This is a genomic window from Limnothrix sp. FACHB-1083 (assembly GCF_014696485.1).
Classification (GTDB): domain Bacteria; phylum Cyanobacteriota; class Cyanobacteriia; order CACIAM-69d; family CACIAM-69d; genus CACIAM-69d.
Genome location: NZ_JACJQD010000010.1, coordinates 139,581 through 156,780, shown reverse-complemented (window position 1 = coordinate 156,780; position 17,200 = coordinate 139,581). Strand labels below are relative to the sequence as shown.

Genomic DNA, 17,200 nt, shown 5'->3' with positions numbered 1-17,200 from the left:
CCGATTGCCCTTGCTGATCACGCCTCAGATCACGTTGGGCGATCACGTTGGGCGATCGCGCACAACTCCCCATCCAGCCCCGATCGGCTCCCGATCGCTCCCCGATTCCCCCCGATCGGCCTAAGCCGAAAGAACGTAGGGAGAGTTAATGGCCGTTAAAGATCCATCCCGATCGCGCAGGGCCTGGTACAACATGGCCGCCACCTCCGCCCGCGTTGCAAACCGCTCGGGAGCAAAGGTGTTGGCACTGGGGTAACTGACCAAGGCCTTGCGCTTCAAAACAGCCGCCACCTTGGGCCGGGCCCACTTGGCCACCGCTTCTCGATCGCTCAAGGCCGCCAAATCCGCCTCCGTGCCGTCCGGCCAATCCAAGCCACTGGCCAGGGCCACGGCAATTTGCACCTTTTGCAACGTGGCATCGGGGCTGAAGGTGGTTTCCGACGTGCCAGACATAAAGCCCGCCCGGTAGGCCTGCTGGATCGCCGCATTGCCCCAGAAGTTGGAATTCACGTCCGTAAAAGTTTTGCCCGGTCGCTCGGCCGGTGGATTAAAGACCTTGGCGATCGCGCTGGCAAACTGGGCGCGGGTCATGGTGGCATCGGGACGGAAGGATCCATCGGGGAAGCCCCCGATTAGTCCCCGATTTGCCAAGGCCTCGATGAACGGCTCTGCCCAGTGGTTGCGCGTGTCCGTAAAGGCCGGCAGCTTGGTATCGGGCTGCACGATGTAGGGCGATGTGAGGGCCGACGCTTGGTTCAGCAACACCCGTGCTTGATAAATCAAAGCGGCCACTTCAGCGCGGGTGATGTCTTCTAGGGGACGCAGGGCGTTCAGTTGGGGATAATTCACCACCAAGCGATTGGCCGTGGCCGTCGCGATCGGGTTGGTGGCGTAGCTGGGGATTTGCGCGCGATCGGCAAAATTCCCCAACAGATTCAGCGATCCACCCGACAGACCCAAACCATTGGTAATGGACAACAGGGCTTGGGTGCGGGTCAAGTTCTGGCCCGGGCGGAAGCTGTTATCTGGGAAACCGGAAATGAAGCCCATTTGGCTGGCCTTAGCAATCGCCCCGATCGCCCAAAAACCCGCTGGCACATCACTAAAACCAATGGGAGGTTTGACCAGTGGGCGATCGAACGCCTTCACCACCAGCGCCGCATATTCCGCCCGCGTCAACTTGTTATTGGGCCGGAAAGAGCCATCCTCAAACCCCTTCACCACCCCCTGGCTGATCAAAGCCCGAATGAAGGCCTCTGCCCAATGGCCCTTCAGATCGTCGATCGGGGTGGGCACAGGAACCGGCGTGGGTACGGGAACCGGCGTGGGAGTTGGGGTCGGTGAGGGGCCCGGCGACGGAATCGGCACAGGCGTAGGCGAAGGCGACACCGAACCGGACGAGGACACGGATCCCAACACCGTGCCAATTTGGTTGCCAACGGCCACGATCGTGTTCGTGGTGGCGTTTTGGATGTCGTACTTACCGTTCGCCCGAAACACATTGTTGCCCGGCTGGCCAGTGCTGCCCAAGTCCGGCAGGGCCTGATTAATGACCGTCAGACCGTCATCTCGGTTGTTCTCGATCGTGTTGTTGCGCAAAATGGGGCGGGCGGTTTGGGAAGCCACCACACCGCTACGGTTCCCCGTAATCACATTGCCGCTGATCGTGGGGCTGGCGTTGCCCCCCACCGCAATCCCAAATCCCGTATTTCGGAAGGTGTTGCCGCGAATTGTGCCGCTAGAGTTCCGGTCGATCGACAAGCCATTACCGGAGTTGGTTTCAAACAAGTTCCCTTCCACCAGGGGCACACTGGAACCGCTGACGAACACCCCTTCCCGGTTGGAGTTCACAAAGGTGTTGTTGGCGATCGTGGGGCGAGCCGACTCTACCCAAGCCGCCGTTCCCCGAGTTTCTGGATTAGTCGCCGTCACCCCCCGCAGGTGGGCATCATCCGTCAATAGAAAAAGGACATTTTGACCCGCAAAGGTGGGGCTAACATAGCGACCACTGCCCCGCACCAAAATGCCGCTGCCCTTCGTGCCTTCGTTGCCCACCACGGTCACCCCCGAGGGAACCGTCAGCGGGAATTCTTCGCCGCTGGTGCTGCTGTAAGTTCCCGCAGCCAGTTGCACCCGATCGCCCGCTTGGGTTTTGCGCAGGGCCGCCGCAATGGTCTTCAGCGGCGCACCCTGGGATCCATCAGCGCTGTCATTACCGCTGGTCGGGTTCACATAAAACGTCTGTGGCATGGTTGATATCGATGCTGTATTAACAACGGATGAAGGTGCTGCGGCCCCGGGCGAGGCGATCGCCCTTAAACGCCCTTAAACGCAGGTGGCGCAAGTTTGGGCCCAATTTGGCCATGGTAACGTTGCGATCGCCCGGACGGGCAGGGGGGAGCCGGCCTCCAAATTGGTGGCCACCCGGTCTCGATCGGCCCCACAGCAGGGGCCCAAAAAAACCGGCGCGATCGCACCGGCCGCCTACACAGGATCCATCAGGCTTTGGGTCAGCAACCTGCGCCTAGAAATTCTGCAAAATGCGCTGGAAAATATCCATTCCCGAAACCGCCTGCCAGCCAAACAGTCCCACAATTGCCACATTCAAACCAATGTGGGCATAGCGGGCCCAATCTTGACCCTTTTGCATCAACGGTGAAAGGGCCGCCGACACAGCAATCAGCCCCGTCATCCCCAAGCCCGCCAACAGGTGCGGCCCCACAAACAGCTTGTTGTTATTGATATAGGTCGCTGCCATCCCCCCGATCGTCCCCAACACCATCAGCGCCAAAATCAACGAACCAATTTGGTAGTGGCGATTGGCAAACTTCCCCTTAATCAACTCCTTGCGCACCTCCGCCTCCGCTGTCCGAGTCCGACGGGCCTGGACTCCCAAATACAGTGCATAAACCGTCAGACCCAGCAACACCCACATCAAAATCGGGTGAAACAAATTCAAATAGGGCTTAATGTCTTCGGGAATCAGATTCACGGTGTTTCTCCTAGTCGTCGCAGTTGCGGGCAATGTTACTAAACTTAACGCAGGGTGAGGAGAAATTTTCGTCGGCTTCGTTCCCCGGTTTGATTTCCCCACCCTGAGCTTGGACCAAAGTCGCTAGGAGGCGGCCCATGGCCTTGGCGACCCGCAACTTTCCCTTAAATTGAGTCGATTCACCCCATTCAGGACAACTCATGGATACCCTGACCGCTATTCAGCAACGTCGCGCCGTCAAGCATTACGACCCCAATCATCAAATGTCTGAATCGGAAATTCAGACCCTAATGGAACATGTGTTGCTGTCGCCCACATCGTTCAATATTCAAAATTGGCGATTTGTGATTGTGGACGATCCCGAATTGCGCCAACAAATTCGGGCCGCCTCTTGGAATCAAGCCCAAGTGACCGATGCGTCCCTGTTGGTGTTGTTGTGTGGAAATTTGAACGCTTGGCAACAGCAACCGGAACGCTATTGGCAAAATGCCCCCGAAGCGGTTCGCCAACAACTGGTGCCGATGATTATTCAGTTCTATGAGGGAAGCGAGGCCCTGCAACGGGATGAAGCCATGCGTTCCTGTGGGATTGCGGCCCAAACCTTGATGTTGGCTGCCAAAGCCATGGGCTACGATACCTGTCCGATGATTGGTTTTGATCCCCAGGCGGTTGCTGACATTATTCAGCTACCGGCTGACCATCTCATTGGCATGATGATTACGGTAGGCAAGGCCGTGCAACCGGCGCGGGAACGGGGTGGCCAATTGCCCCTTTCAGAGGTGGTGATTCGCAACCGATTTCCCAGCACTTAACGTTGAAGATTTGATTCTTAAAAGGGCTGATCCTTGAGAAGGGCTGATTCTTAGAGGAGTTGATCCTTAAATGAAGGGTCAGCAGTCTTGGGAGCAAGGGGCTTGAAGCCCCTTGTCTTCAATGAGTTGTGATGAGAATGAGTTGTGATGAGTTGGGTTAGTTGGTATATTCCCACTCCAAATCGGGCATTTGATCAAAGGCCTTGCGCAAAGAAGCAGCCCATTCTTGACCTACTTTGGCTAGGTAAGGATCGCCCGCTGGTAGCCGCAGCCGATGGCGAATTTCAAAGGAGTCTTTGCGATACATCACCATGTTGATCGGGGGGCCAACGGAAATATTGGATTTCATGGTGGAGTCTAGGGACAGCAACGCACACTTTGCTGCTGAGTTGAGAGGTGTATTGAAGCTAACGGTGCGATCGAGGATGGGCTTTCCATACTTAGTTTCCCCAATTTGCAGAAATGGGGTTTCCACCGTGGCATGGATAAAATTGCCTTGGTTATAAATCAAAAATAGCTGGGGGCTTTCATCACGAATTTGCCCCCCCAAGAGCAGGTTTCCCGAAAAATCCACATTGTCTTTACGGAGCCACTCGGCATGTTCTTGGTGAATTTTCCGGAGGGTTTGACCCACATAATGGGCCAGGTCATACATGCTGGCGAGGGAGTGGAGCGTGATGCTGGCTTGATTTTTTAAATCCTGTTCAAGATGGCTAATAACAGATTGGGTGAGAGATAAATTCCCGGAGGTGCAAACAACAACGACTCGATCGCCCGGTAAGGAAAAGTCAAATAACTTTTTATAAGTGGAAACATTATCAACACCGGCATTGGTGCGCGAATCGGCGGCCATCACCAATCCTTCCTGGGTAACAATGCCAAGGCAATAGGTCATAACGGCTTAGGACTCATTGTTCGACTGCCTGAATCTACCAGATTTTGGGAAAAGTGAGGGGTTCCTCAGTTCCCGATCGCCCTAATCATGGGCCCCAAAAGCCAACCAAAAAGCCAAGACCAAGCAAAAAAAATCGGGAGCCAAGGCCCCCGACGGTGATCCAGTTTGAGGATGAGCAATCAATTGCAATCGATCGGGATCAGCGGTGTGATCCGTGGTCTGGTCGGTGGTCTGATCCTTGTTGCAATCAGGGGCAATTGTTGCCTAGAGAATTTCGAGAACTGGACGAATCGCTGAACAAATCCCTAGGGGGTTGATTCGCTGGTGCTCGATTCCTGCTGCCCAAAGGCCACCCGCAAGAACGGCGGAGCCAGGAAGGTGGTCAAGATCACCATGATGATGATCGACACTTCCAGGGGCTTGCTCAGTACACCGCTGGCGGAACCGATGCCCGCAAACACCAGACCCACTTCGCCCCGGGGAATCATGCCCACCCCGATCGCCAAGCGGTTAATGCCCGGTTGCCCAAACACGGCCCAGCCGGTCACCAACTTGCCCACGATCGCCACGGCCACCAAGAACACGGCAATCAGCAGGCCGGCCCGGTTTTCGGGAACTGCCGGATTCAGCACACTCAAATCGGCGCGGGCCCCAACCGTCACAAAGAAAATGGGCACCAGCAAATCCGCGATCGGCTTCACCAACTCATCCAGCTCATTGCGGGCATCGCTTTCATCCAACACCAACCCGGCCGCAAAGGCTCCCAAGATGGCTTCCAAATGAATTGCGTTGCCTAAAAATGCCATGAAGAAGGCAAAAATAAAGGCCGGAATCACAATGTTGCCACGTGTTTTCAGCGCTTCGACGGTCTTCACAAAGAACTTGTTGAATACACCGCCCAGCAAAATGGAGCCAAACAGAAACACCGTGGAGCTAACAATCAAATAGATCACGTTGCCGGTGTCAATTTCGCCGGTCTTGGCCAGGCTGGCCACCACGGCCAACACCACAATCCCCAGCACATCATCAATCACCGCCGCGCCGACGATGATTTGTCCTTCCTTGGACTTGAGTTGGTTCAACTCCGACAGGACTTTGGAGGTAATCCCGATGCTGGTGGCGGTCAGGGCCGCGCCCGCAAAGATGGCAGGAATGGCGGGCACACCAAAAATGGTCATTAGCCCCGCAGTGCCCGCAACAAAGGGAACCGCGACTCCCACACAGGCCACAACGGTGGCCTGAATGCCCACTTCTTTGAGTTGCCGCAGGTCCGACTCCAAGCCGATTTCAAACAGCAACACAATCACGCCCAGTTCCGCCAGCACGGAAATGACTTCGCTTTGGGAGCTAAAGATATCCGTGACGGCTTCGGGCGTGAGGGTGTTAATCAGGCTGAGGGCCTGCATCACGATCGAGTCATTGGCCGTCAAGCCCCCTTCTGGGAACACAATCAGGTGCAGTGCCGACACCCCAACAATCACCCCGGCAACTAATTCGCCCAAAACGGGGGGAAAGTCTAGCCGCTTGGCCAGTTCTGAGCCAAGTTTGCTGGACAAATAAATGATCACCAGAGATAAAAGCACGCCAGCCAAAACGATCGGGGCGTTTTCGGCTTCGGCGGTGGCCAGCAGGGGCGCAAACAGGGGAACAAAATTACTTGGAGCGATGCCATCCATCCGTGTGATGAAAGCCGCCAGGGTTTCCTGTAAGAACATGGATTTGGTTGCGAAGTTTAAGAACAATCACTCCAACTGGGAGCTAAGGGTGGGAAGGGAGTGGGCCTGCCCACGGATCGCTTTTTTAATCTACGACAAAGGAATCACTCGTGATCGTTGAAAAATTAGCTTGGGGTGAATATTTTTTCTGCAAGATTTTTAACGATCGATTGCCCCGGTTGATGAGAGCAAAGTAAGCATGATTTGGCTCCTAATGGCTATTCGTTTCTTAATTAGTGATTTTTATAGATTTGCTAAAGCAGCATTGATAGTTGGGAATAGCAATGCGCGATCGCAATTCTTGAGCTGATTGGGAAGCTGACTTAGAAAATTTAGGCCCCGATCGTCCCCTGGAGGAGTAATTGAGTGCGCCGTGAGGAGGTTGATATTTTTTTGAATTTTTCCCATGAATAAGTCATGGATAAGTTTTGATAATCAATAGTTTTACTACGGAAATTTATATACAAAAATCCTGAGTAATACTGGTTATCTACCGTTTTTTCTGGGGATTCCAATCAAATTTTAGATGGTGTTGATGAGCTGGTTGATAGGTTGGTTTATGGGTTGGTTGATGGGTGAATTGCTCGTAGTCCTTCGCTTTTGGGGAATTCGTCGTGGCCCAGATGGGCTTCAGCGATCAGCCTGAGCCAGGCGATCGAGCAGGGCAGCCAACAGGCTCGACACGGGAACGGCTCCTAGGCCATAGCAGGCGCGTTTTGTCCAAACAATGGTGGGCAAATGGCCGATGGGTGCATTGTCGCGGAAGGAAAGTTCGTCAGCGTAGCACCAGGATTCGCCTTTGCGCCAACCAACCCGATCGCAAAATTGCCCATAGTCGCCTTGGGCCGCTTGCCAGGCGACCTGTTGGGCTGTCCAACCAAACCGACCACCGCTCCAATAAGACCAAAGCTGGTTGATGGTAGCTAAGTCCGTGAGCGGCAGGTGCTGGAGATCGTCGGGGGTGAGGGAATCCCGGGTTGATTTGCCCAAGGCCGCTAGCAAATAGTCTCGGGTGGCGGTGTCGGCGGCTTGCCATTGTCCATTGCCGAGCAGGTCGTTGAGGGGCAGGTAATCGAACCCGATCTCTGAGGCTAGGGGGGCGGGTTCGGGGTCGATCGAGACGGCGGGCAAGGTGTTGAGCTGTTGCTCGATTGCCCCTAACCGATCGCCCAAGGCTTGCAAGTGCTGTTCTAGGGTTGTCTGTCGATCGAGTGACAGATCTAAGGATTGAGCGTGGCGATCGTGCCACTGCCACAGGTAATGCTGAAGCTGATCCAAGGAGGGCGATGAATCGGGTTTGGGCGATCGCCAAGCAGTACGCCCAAACCAGCCGATCGCTCCGCCCAGCCCCAGGCCGATCAGTAGGGCGATCGGATCCATCCGGTCAGCCCTAGGAGGGGTTTTTGGCCTGTCGCCAAACTTGCCAGCCCATGTAGCTCAAAACGGCGGTGGCCGCGAGGGCATAGCCAAGACCGCTGGGCATTCCGGAAAAAGCCAGAGCCAGGGTCCCCACCCACAGGGTCAGGGCATAAATAAACAAAACGGCCGCCCGATGGGACAGGCCGGCATCCAAAAGGCGGTGGTGTAAGTGTCGCTTGTCGGCAATCCAAGGCAGCTTACCGTTGCGCAGGCGATCGAGAATGACCGCCGACATATCCAGCAACGGAACCGCCAGAATCAGGTAAGGCAGCAGCACAGAAGTTACGGCGGTCACCTTCACCAGGCCGATCGCCCCTACCCCCGCCAGCACAAAGCCCATAAAATAGGCTCCCCCGTCTCCCATAAAGATTTGGGCAGGGTTGAAGTTGTAGCGCAAAAATCCGAGGGCCGCACCCGCCAAGGCCGCGGCAATCAGGCCCACGGCCGGCTGGTTCATAAACAGAGCCACAAACATCATGACGGTGGCGGAAATGCCGGAAACGCCGGCCGCCAAACCATCCAGACCGTCAATCCAGTTGATGGCGTTCACCATGCCCACTAACCAGAGGACGGTGATGGGCAAGCTCAGCCAGCCCAATTGCACCAGGCCCAAGCCGGGAATTGTGAGGAAGTCGATGCTAACGCCCACATGCCAACAGACGGTGGCGACGGCGGTTTGGATGGCCAGGCGCGTAAAGGGAGAAAGACCATAGAGGTCATCCGCAAGCCCGATCGCAAAAAAGGCGATCCCGCCCCCTAAAACACCAATAATTTCATTGATTTTGTGGGAACTGGCGGTTTCAAAGCCGCCCAGCCACCAGACCAGACCGAGGGCTGCGATCGCGCCGCAAAAGATCGAAATTCCCCCCAGTCGAACCATGGGGCGATCGTGCATTTTACGCTCGTTGGGGAGATCAAAGCGCCCAGTTTTGAGGCCCGCAGCCCGGACGATCGGCGTTGTCCACATCACAATGGCCGCCGCCGCCAGAAACGCAATGAAATGAAACAAATACGGGAACATGGGGCTACCAACGTTTCAGAATGCAACGAGAACCCGCGTCAGGCAGAGTCTACTACATTTGGCCGAACACTGACCGAACCCGGGAAAAGCCAGCATCCAGCCAGAGACCGGTGCTCAGGGGCCCCGCTGTTAACCCTGTAAGGCTCGCAGCACTGGGTACAACACATCAGCGGGAACTTGATCAACCATTTCAACGGCTCCAATCCGAGTGGGCAAGATGAAGCGAACTTTGCCGTCTTTGACTTTTTTATCTAACAGCAAGGAGTCAGCGATCGCTTCCGGATCTAGGCTGGCCGGCACGCGATCGGGCAGGGCCGTTTTTTGAATCACCGCCAGTTGTCGGGCACAGTTGCCCCCATCCCACAGGCCCATTTTGGCCGCCAACTCGGCCGCCGCCACCATCCCGATCGCCACGGCTTCCCCGTGGTTCACCAAGCGGTAGTTGGTCAATGACTCGATCGCATGGCCAATCGTGTGGCCATAGTTGAGGATGGCCCGCAGGCCCCCTTCTTTTTCGTCTTGGGCCACCACATCGGCCTTGGCTTGGCAGGATCGCTGCAAAATTTCGCCCAACAGGGGTTGAATGGCGGCAAATCGATCGAGGCGTGGGGCCGCTTCCAGCCGATCGAACAGGTCTGGATCCCAGATAATGCCGTATTTAATCACCTCCGCCATGCCCGCCCGCAATTCCCGCACCGGCAGGGTGGCCAACACCTCGGGATCAATCAACACCAGCCTCGGTTGGTGAAACGCCCCAATCAGGTTTTTGCCTCGGGGATGGTTAATGCCGGTTTTGCCCCCGATCGCGGCATCCACCATGGCCAACAGCGAGGTGGGCACTTGAACAAAGGCGATGCCCCGTAACCAAGTGGCGGCCGCAAACCCGGTCATGTCGCCAATTACTCCGCCGCCCAGCGCCAACATGACGCTTGATCGCTCCAAACGGAAATCGAGCGCCGCATCGTAAATTTTTTGGAGAGAGCTGGGGGTTTTGTAGCGCTCGCCAGCGGGCAAAATGCAGCTTTGGACTTGGTAACCCGCGGCCCGCAGAGACGCGATCACCCGATCGCCGTAGCGCTTGAAGATTTGCGGGTTTGAGACCAGCAAAACCTTGGGATTGGTTTGGGTCGATCGCTCGCGCATCCAATCGCCCACATGATCGAGCAAGCCCGCCCCGATCGCGATGTCGTAGGCATTTTGGGGTAAATTTACGCGAATCGTAGCGGCCATAACCCAAAGCGCAATTGCGCCAGCAACAGTGAACGAACGGCAAAAAACCAGAGCGGGCCGTATTTTAGCGCGGGATGGTTCAATGGTTAGGGACTAACCCATTTTTCAGAATCCATTGGGAGGCTTGGCCCATGTCTGGCGCAATTACTTATTTCATCTTCTTTGGCGGTATGTTGGGCGTGGCAGCGGGCATGATGTTCACCCTGCGGGCCATCAAGCTGATCTAGGTTTGATCTAGGTCAAGCTGATCTGGGTTCATTCAGGTTCATTCAATTGATGACAGCCCTGATTCTTCCACAGCAAGATTGTGGGCTGACAAGATGATGGGGGCAAGGGGCTTAAGCCCCTTGTCTGCTTTTTGGGTTGACCTTTAGAGCTTTTTTGGGTTGATCCTTTAAGGATGGTGATCGGTTTGAACTTGTGCCTATGCAAAAGGCATCTCTTCTGGCCTTTATCAATGGGTATCGATTGGTGCAGTTTGATTGGTTCAGTCTGATTGGTGCAGCCCTAGCAGTCTTAATGGTGCAGTTCTAGAGAGCTGGGGCCGAAGCGGCGACGGAGCTGCTCAAGTTTGATCTCGATCGAACTGCTTTTCCAATGATTGCTCCATTCATCACCAAACAAACCACCGCCAACGACAGCAACACATAGGTCGGAGCCATCACCACGCCCACCGCAAACCAGGTTGCCACATGCAACACCATCAAGGTGGCGTAAACACTGCCAACCAAACCAATTACCAATCGATCGCGCAGAGGGCGATCAATCACCATCATCACCAATGCTTGAATCGTCGCCAACAAATTGGCCGGAACCAGAAAGGCACAGATTTGGACACAATAGCCCCGCGAAAATTCACTGGCAGGGCTGGTTTGCAAGGCAGAAAACCCAAACTGCCAACTTGCTTGGATCGATTGGGACAGGGCGTGATGATCGTGACCCAGAAGGGTGTGGAGCCAGTCAAGCATGGTGGTGTTGTAAATCGGGAATTAGAGTTGGGATTAGAGTGGGAATTGAACTTAAATTGAACGTGAAATTTAACGTGAGATTGAACGTGAAGTTGAAGCTGAAAGGGAAATTGAAAGGCAATTCAAAAGGAAATTAGACCCAAAATCTATCAAAAACAGACCCGCCAGAACAGGTCTGTAAACCGATCTAAACATCCCACTTCAGCACTGTTGCATCAATTCCCTGCTCGCGCTTACGCTTTGCATCGCGCTCAAACCAAGCAATCACCTGATCATGGGTTAACGCTTCGATCGCCACGCCCTCGTCCTCGGCAATGTAGCGCAGCAGTTTCAAAGACGAGAGGGTCAACCGCGTTAAAAACTTTTCGGGCTGAGACAACAGAGCCGCATCGACCTTTGCAGACTCTTCGGGGGTCAAAAACTCCAAACCCTGAGGATTCATAGGATTGTTCAGCGGCATAGGCATCGAGGCGGATGGTTTCCATCGCGATCGCTCGGCACAGTTCACCCAGATTGGGGAGACAGCACCCGAGAGGCAATGGGCGGGCTGGAATGGGTGGGATTAACAGGCGGAGTTGAACAGGCGTGCTGTAATCGGCAACCCCCCGCTAGTTAACCTTAGCCCGATTTCTGACCCGATCGCTTGCACCTTGATCGCGCCCTTCCTTATCGCGCCCCTCTGGTTGTGGGGCCGGGTGGGGCGAGCCTAGTTGGCGCGGGTTGTGGGTGTGGGGGTGGTTTCCGACTCTTGGATGGAGTAGCCACAGCGGTGCTCGCCGCCCACAATCCAGTGGGTGCGCTCCACCTTGCAGCCCTGGAGGGCGATCGCGAACATTTCCAACTCATGGGCACAAACGCCGGGATAGGACTCGGCCACGGTGGAAATGGCGCAGTTGTGTTCCACCAGCAAGTAGCGTGGGTGGCCGTCGGCTTCCGGCTCGATCGCTTCCCACTCGGCCATGTAGCCCTCGGCGCGGCGCAAGTCCACCAACCGAGCCACCCGATCGCGCAAATTTCCCGCGCCCAGATGTCGGCGGTAGTCCAAGGCCTTGCGCACCCACTGTTGGCGCAGCAGGGACTGCACTTGGTCATTCCCGATCGTTTCGGTCAGGGTGTGGAGCAAATCCACGGCAAATTCATCGTAGTTGTCGGGAAATTGCGATCGCCCCGCCGGACTCAACCGATAAAGGTGCTGAGGACGACCCGTGCCGCCCCTGGCTGCCTCGTGCAAAATCAGCCCCTCGCTTTCGAGATCCTTCAGGTGGCGACGGGTGGCCTGTGGACTGATGCCCAGCGCCTCCGCCAGCCGTTGGGCCGTGGCTTCTCCCTGCTGGAGGAGGTATTTCAAAATGTCATGCTTCGTGGACGCTTGCTGAAGAGCACTCATTCGCTCAGACCGTGGATCGTGGATTGGGCAGCATTCGGCAGCGGCAGCCAGTCGATCGACCGTGAATCGGCCCGTTCAAAACAACCGGTTAAGAAAACAGCCTATTGTTATATTCTGGCCTCGATCGTTCAGGCTTTGACAACTTTTGCGTTGCTAAAGTACGCTAAAGACGATTACGCAACAATCAAGTTGTTTTAGCAATCAAGGTCATTATACAAACCCCACCGTTAATTTCTAGAGACCCGCCGACATGGACAATGCAACGACCCACGCCAGCGAAAAGAGCCTTGATGCAGTTCGGAAGTTCGCTGAAAGCTACGCCAAACGTACCGGCACTTACTTTTGCGCTGATCCGGGCGTGACCGCTGTCGTGATCGAAGGTCTCGCCCGCCACAAGGACGAACTCGGCTCGCCCCTTTGCCCCTGTCGGCACTACGAAGACAAGGAAGCCGAAGTGGCCGCTGCCTATTGGAACTGTCCTTGTGTGCCCATGCGCGAGCGCTATGAATGTCACTGCATGTTGTTTCTAACCCCTGACAATGATTTCCGGGGCGAGCAGCAGGAAATCGGCCTCGACGAAATCCTAAACATGCGCTAGCGCTGCCAACTCCCGCGATTTTCCGCGCGGTGAGTGGTTACAATCCGTTCGATCGCCCCGGTAGCCAAAGGTGCGATCGTCCATTCCGCCGATGGCCCCCGCCCCCTCCGAGAAGAACGCCAGTCCCCACGAGCCATGAGCGCATCCGTCAGCACCCTCGTTAACCAACCCTATAAGTACGGCTTCGTCACCGACATCGAGTCAGATACCCTGCCTCGGGGTCTGAGTGAAGAGACAATCTACGCCATTTCGGCCAAGAAAAACGAGCCAGAGTTCATGCTGGAATTTCGGCTGCGGGCCTACCGCCAGTGGCTGAAGATGACGGAGCCGACCTGGCCCGATGTGAACTATCCCTCGATCAACTATCAAGACATCATTTACTACTCCGCTCCGAAGCAAACGCAGAAGAAGCAGAGCCTAGATGAAGTTGATCCGACCCTGCTCGAAACCTTCGAGAAATTGGGAATTCCCCTTTCGGAGCAAAAGCGGCTGGCTAATGTGGCGGTAGATGCCATCTTTGACAGCGTTTCCGTGGCCACCACTTTCCGCGAAAAGCTCGCAGAACATGGGGTGATTTTCTGCCCCATTTCTGAGGCCCTCAAGGAGCATCCGGAGCTGGTTAAAAAATATTTGGGCAGCGTTGTCCCGATCGCGGATAACTACTTTGCGGCCCTCAACTCCGCTGTGTTTAGCGATGGCTCCTTTGTCTACATTCCCAAGGGCGTTGAATGCCCCATGGAATTGTCCACCTACTTCCGCATCAACAACGGGGATTCCGGTCAGTTTGAGCGGACGTTGATTGTGGCTGAAGAAGGCAGCTCCGTCAGCTATTTGGAAGGTTGCACAGCTCCTATGTACGACAGCAACCAACTCCACGCGGCGGTGGTGGAATTGGTGGCCCTGGACAATGCCAGCATCAAATATTCCACGGTGCAAAACTGGTATGCCGGGGATGCGAACGGGAAGGGCGGAATTTATAACTTCGTGACTAAGCGCGGCCTCTGCAAAGGCAGGAATTCCAAGATTTCTTGGACACAGGTGGAAACGGGATCAGCCATCACTTGGAAATATCCCAGTTGTGTGCTGGTGGGTGATCACTCGATCGGGGAGTTCTATTCCGTTGCCCTCACCAACAACTGTCAACAGGCCGACACCGGCACGAAGATGGTGCATATCGGCAAAAACACCCGCAGCACGATCGTCTCGAAGGGCATTTCGGCGGGCAAGTCCAAAAACAGCTACCGCGGCCTGGTGAAAGTGGGGCCCAATGCCGATGGGGCGCGCAACTATTCCCAATGCGATTCGATGTTGATTGGCAGCAATGCCCAAGCCAACACCTATCCCTACATCCAGGTGCAGAACGAGTTGGCCAGGGTGGAGCACGAAGCCACCACGTCCAAGATTGGCGAAGACCAATTGTTCTATTTGGCGCAACGGGGCATTTCCGCCGAAGATGCCGTTTCAATGATGATTTCGGGCTTCTGTAAAGATGTGTTTAACCAGTTGCCCATGGAATTTGCGGTGGAAGCCGACAAACTCCTCAGCCTGAAGTTGGAAGGCTCGGTGGGCTAACGGCACTGGGTCGATCGGGATTGGAAACAAGGGGCTTAAGGTGTGTCGTCAAATCGCCTGAAACCCTGATAACCTCGTTCTCCCAACCGAGCAGTCGTAGGGGCAGGGTCTCCCCGCCCAGTTCCCGTGATCCTTGGGTGTTCCCAGGGGTGGACAAGGTTAGAGCGATCGCCCGGGTTAGGGTTGGGAGACCCAACCCCTATGGCGAGGGAAATGACGACAGGCTCTAAGTCCCTTGTTTGTTGAACCTGTTTGTTGAGCTTATTTGTTGAGCTTATTTGTTGAATTGGAAGCCTGTTTTTGAGGGTTGAAAGTCCACGATGATTGTTGATAATGCGCCGACCGTTCTTTCGGTCAAAAACCTCACCGCCAATGTGAATGACACGCCAATTTTGAAGGGCTTAAACCTGGAAATTAAGGCCGGCGAAATTCACGCGATCATGGGTCGCAACGGCTCCGGAAAAAGTACATTTTCCAAAATTTTGGCAGGACATCCGGCCTACGAGGTGACCGGTGGCGAGGTGGTCTTTGAAGGACAAAATCTCTTGGAATTGGAAGCGGAAGAACGGGCCCGATCGGGGGTGTTCTTAGCCTTCCAATACCCGGTAGAAATTCCCGGGGTTTCCAACTTGGATTTTCTGCGTGCGTCCTACAATGCCCGCCGCAAACACCAGGGATTGGAGGAAGTGGATCCCTTTGATTTTGAGGATGTGGTGCGCGATCGCCTGCAAGTGGTGCAGATGGATGCGTCCTTCCTCGATCGCAGCGTGAATCAAGGCTTCTCGGGTGGCGAGAAAAAGCGCAACGAAATCCTGCAAATGGCGCTGCTCGAACCCACCTTGGCTGTGTTGGATGAAACGGATTCCGGCTTGGATATTGATGCCCTGCGGATTGTGGCCGAGGGGGTGAATCAACTGGCAAACGAAAAGAATGCGATGCTGGTGATTACCCACTACCAACGGCTGCTGGACTACATCGTGCCGGATTATGTCCATGTCATGTACGACGGCAAAATCGTGATGACGGGCGGTAAGGAATTGGCGCTGGAATTGGAAGCCAAAGGCTACGACTGGGTGGACGAGTTGCAGCCGGTGGGGGTGTAACGATGGGCGTGGATTTGAGTGGTTTAACGGACTTGAACAAGGCAGATTTGGACGCACTGACGGCGAACTCAACGCCGGGCGATCGAGCACCGAGCAAAGCAGCCCAGCGATCAACCTATTACGCAGGCTTGCTGGCCACGGTGACGGCGGCCACTCCGGCAACCGATTGGGAATTGGTGCAGCGGCTGCGATCGCAGGCCCAAGCTGTGGCACAGGAAATGGCGTTGCCTTCGACGCGAGATGAGGATTGGCGGTTTACGGATCTGTCGCCCATGTTGGCGATCGCGTTTCGGGCCCCGGAGCTAACCACCCTTGAACCGGAGGCGATCGCGGCATTCGCCATTCCCGAAGCGTCGGTGCGGGTGGTGGTGGTGAACGGTCGGTTTGCGCCGGAACTGTCGAATCTGGCCGGGCTGCCCGATGGTGTCACAATCGGCTCGCTGGCGGCCGTGACCGATCGGGAGCGCCTGGCGAGCCACCTGGGCCAACAAGGCAGTCAGGATGCCTTCTCAGTGCTGAATACGGCCGGCCTGAACGATGGCGTGGTGATTGAGCTGGAACGCCGCGTGCAGGTGGCCAAACCCATTCACCTGCTGTATGTGGCCACGGCAGATCAACCGGCAATCAGTCAGCCCCGTTGCTTGGTGTTGGCCAAGGCCGGCGACAGCCATTGCACCCTGATTGAAGACTATGTGGCGATCGGGCAAGGCGGCTATTGCACCAACAGCGTGATGGAAGTGGTGCTGGGGAATTGCGCCACCCTGCACCATGTGCGGCTGCAACGGGAAGGCGAGCAGGCGATCCATATCGGCAAAACCGCCATCTCCCAGGACTGGAACAGTCACTACACCCTGACCACCATTAGCCAGGGTGCATCGATCGCCCGTCACTCGATCGACATTGCCCAAACGGGCCCCGGCACTGAAACCATCCTGAACGGGTTGTCGGTGGCTACGGGTGAACAGTTAACGGACACCCATAGCTCCCTGGTGTTGAGCCATCCCCACGGAACCGCCGATCAGTTGCACAAGTGCATTGCGGACGATCGGGGCCACACGGTCTTCAATGGACGGGTTTTTGTGGATCACGATGCGCAACAAACCAACGCCGCCCAGCTCAACCGCAATTTGTTGCTGTCGCCCAAGGCGCGGGTGGACACCAAGCCGCAACTGGAGATTATTGCGGATGACGTGAAGTGTTCTCACGGTTCCACGGTCAGCCAACTGGAGGAAACGGAGCTGTTTTACTGTCGCAGTCGCGGTTTGGATTTGGCCACGGCTCGATCACTCCTGTTGGATGGGTTTGCGGGGGAAATTTTGGATCGCCTCCCGATCGCCTCATTGCGATCGACCTTAGCTCGCCAAATTGCCCAACGGATTAATCCAGGCAGCGCAAGCTAGAGCCTCATTAATCGCCATTCACCAATCGCCATTCACCAGTCGCCACTGATATCGGTTGATCGCGAGCCAATCACCCTTGCTCCCGGTT

17 protein-coding genes are annotated in these 17,200 nt (G+C 55.6%); 7 read left to right on the top strand and 10 right to left on the bottom strand.

Going from position 1 to position 17,200, the window contains the following annotated elements:
• Positions 1 to 120: 120 nt before the first annotated feature.
• Both H6F46_RS14040 and H6F46_RS14035 read right to left on the bottom strand, forming a co-directional pair.
• Entirely contained in the window at positions 121 to 2,250 is a 2,130-nt protein-coding gene (locus tag H6F46_RS14040) for an S-layer homology domain-containing protein (protein ID WP_190355341.1), read from the bottom strand.
• A 274-nt stretch (positions 2,251 to 2,524) separates the two neighbouring features.
• The gene (locus H6F46_RS14035) at positions 2,525 to 2,992 is read right to left on the bottom strand and encodes a DUF4079 domain-containing protein (protein WP_190355342.1); all 468 of its coding nucleotides are present in this window, start codon (positions 2,990 to 2,992) and stop codon (positions 2,525 to 2,527) included.
• A gap of 200 nt (positions 2,993 to 3,192) precedes the next feature.
• On the opposite strand from H6F46_RS14035, the gene H6F46_RS14030 reads away from it, so the two are divergent.
• Entirely contained in the window at positions 3,193 to 3,804 is a 612-nt protein-coding gene (locus H6F46_RS14030) for a nitroreductase family protein (RefSeq protein ID WP_190355343.1), read from the top strand.
• Between the two features lie 157 nt (positions 3,805 to 3,961).
• On the opposite strand, the gene H6F46_RS14025 is transcribed toward H6F46_RS14030, so the two are convergent.
• The 5 genes from H6F46_RS14025 to aroB all read right to left on the bottom strand — a co-directional run bounded on the left by H6F46_RS14025 (position 3,962) and on the right by aroB (position 10,084).
• Complete coding sequence (locus H6F46_RS14025; protein ID WP_099535562.1) at positions 3,962 to 4,699, bottom strand: proteasome-type protease; 738 nt, start codon at positions 4,697 to 4,699, stop codon at positions 3,962 to 3,964.
• A 305-nt stretch (positions 4,700 to 5,004) separates the two neighbouring features.
• Positions 5,005 to 6,375, bottom strand: coding sequence for a cation:proton antiporter (locus tag H6F46_RS14020; protein ID WP_199291579.1), 1,371 nt, complete (start codon positions 6,373 to 6,375; stop codon positions 5,005 to 5,007).
• Between the two features lie 669 nt (positions 6,376 to 7,044).
• Positions 7,045 to 7,794 carry a GUN4 domain-containing protein gene (locus tag H6F46_RS14015; RefSeq protein ID WP_190355344.1) on the bottom strand — a complete coding sequence of 250 codons (750 nt, stop codon included), beginning with the start codon at positions 7,792 to 7,794 and terminating at the stop codon, positions 7,045 to 7,047.
• A 10-nt stretch (positions 7,795 to 7,804) separates the two neighbouring features.
• Positions 7,805 to 8,854 (bottom strand): MraY family glycosyltransferase, encoded by a 1,050-nt coding sequence (locus H6F46_RS14010; protein WP_099535556.1) that lies wholly within the window; start codon positions 8,852 to 8,854, stop codon positions 7,805 to 7,807.
• 129 nt (positions 8,855 to 8,983) lie between these two features.
• Positions 8,984 to 10,084, bottom strand: a complete 1,101-nt coding sequence (gene aroB / locus H6F46_RS14005; protein ID WP_099535554.1) for a 3-dehydroquinate synthase — start codon at positions 10,082 to 10,084, stop codon at positions 8,984 to 8,986.
• A 131-nt stretch (positions 10,085 to 10,215) separates the two neighbouring features.
• Between aroB and H6F46_RS19600 the strand changes: the two genes are divergently transcribed.
• Positions 10,216 to 10,311 (top strand): cytochrome b6-f complex subunit PetL, encoded by a 96-nt coding sequence (locus H6F46_RS19600; RefSeq protein WP_099535552.1) that lies wholly within the window; start codon positions 10,216 to 10,218, stop codon positions 10,309 to 10,311.
• 303 nt (positions 10,312 to 10,614) lie between these two features.
• Here the strand turns inward: H6F46_RS19600 and H6F46_RS13995 are convergent, their stop codons facing one another.
• From H6F46_RS13995 to sufR, 3 genes are all read right to left on the bottom strand, one after another.
• Positions 10,615 to 11,052, bottom strand: coding sequence for a hypothetical protein (locus tag H6F46_RS13995; protein ID WP_199291569.1), 438 nt, complete (start codon positions 11,050 to 11,052; stop codon positions 10,615 to 10,617).
• A gap of 187 nt (positions 11,053 to 11,239) precedes the next feature.
• Positions 11,240 to 11,494: a hypothetical protein gene (locus tag H6F46_RS13990; RefSeq protein ID WP_190355434.1), complete on the bottom strand. Its 255-nt coding sequence runs from the start codon at positions 11,492 to 11,494 to the stop codon at positions 11,240 to 11,242.
• 264 nt (positions 11,495 to 11,758) lie between these two features.
• The gene (gene sufR, locus H6F46_RS13985; protein ID WP_190355345.1) at positions 11,759 to 12,439 is read right to left on the bottom strand and encodes an iron-sulfur cluster biosynthesis transcriptional regulator SufR; all 681 of its coding nucleotides are present in this window, start codon (positions 12,437 to 12,439) and stop codon (positions 11,759 to 11,761) included.
• Positions 12,440 to 12,457: 18 nt separating this feature from the next.
• On the opposite strand from sufR, the gene H6F46_RS13980 reads away from it, so the two are divergent.
• From H6F46_RS13980 to sufD, 5 genes are all read left to right on the top strand, one after another.
• Complete coding sequence (locus tag H6F46_RS13980; protein WP_190355346.1) at positions 12,458 to 12,637, top strand: hypothetical protein; 180 nt, start codon at positions 12,458 to 12,460, stop codon at positions 12,635 to 12,637.
• 52 nt (positions 12,638 to 12,689) lie between these two features.
• Positions 12,690 to 13,037, top strand: coding sequence for a ferredoxin-thioredoxin reductase catalytic domain-containing protein (locus H6F46_RS13975; protein WP_099535546.1), 348 nt, complete (start codon positions 12,690 to 12,692; stop codon positions 13,035 to 13,037).
• A 135-nt stretch (positions 13,038 to 13,172) separates the two neighbouring features.
• Complete coding sequence (gene sufB / locus H6F46_RS13970; protein ID WP_190355435.1) at positions 13,173 to 14,609, top strand: Fe-S cluster assembly protein SufB; 1,437 nt, start codon at positions 13,173 to 13,175, stop codon at positions 14,607 to 14,609.
• A 320-nt stretch (positions 14,610 to 14,929) separates the two neighbouring features.
• A complete protein-coding gene (gene sufC, locus H6F46_RS13965; RefSeq protein WP_190355347.1) occupies positions 14,930 to 15,712 on the top strand; it encodes a Fe-S cluster assembly ATPase SufC in 783 nt (260 codons plus the stop codon).
• 2 nt (positions 15,713 to 15,714) lie between these two features.
• Entirely contained in the window at positions 15,715 to 17,112 is a 1,398-nt protein-coding gene (sufD, locus tag H6F46_RS13960; protein ID WP_190355348.1) for a Fe-S cluster assembly protein SufD, read from the top strand.
• The last annotated feature ends 88 nt before the right edge of the window (positions 17,113 to 17,200 follow it).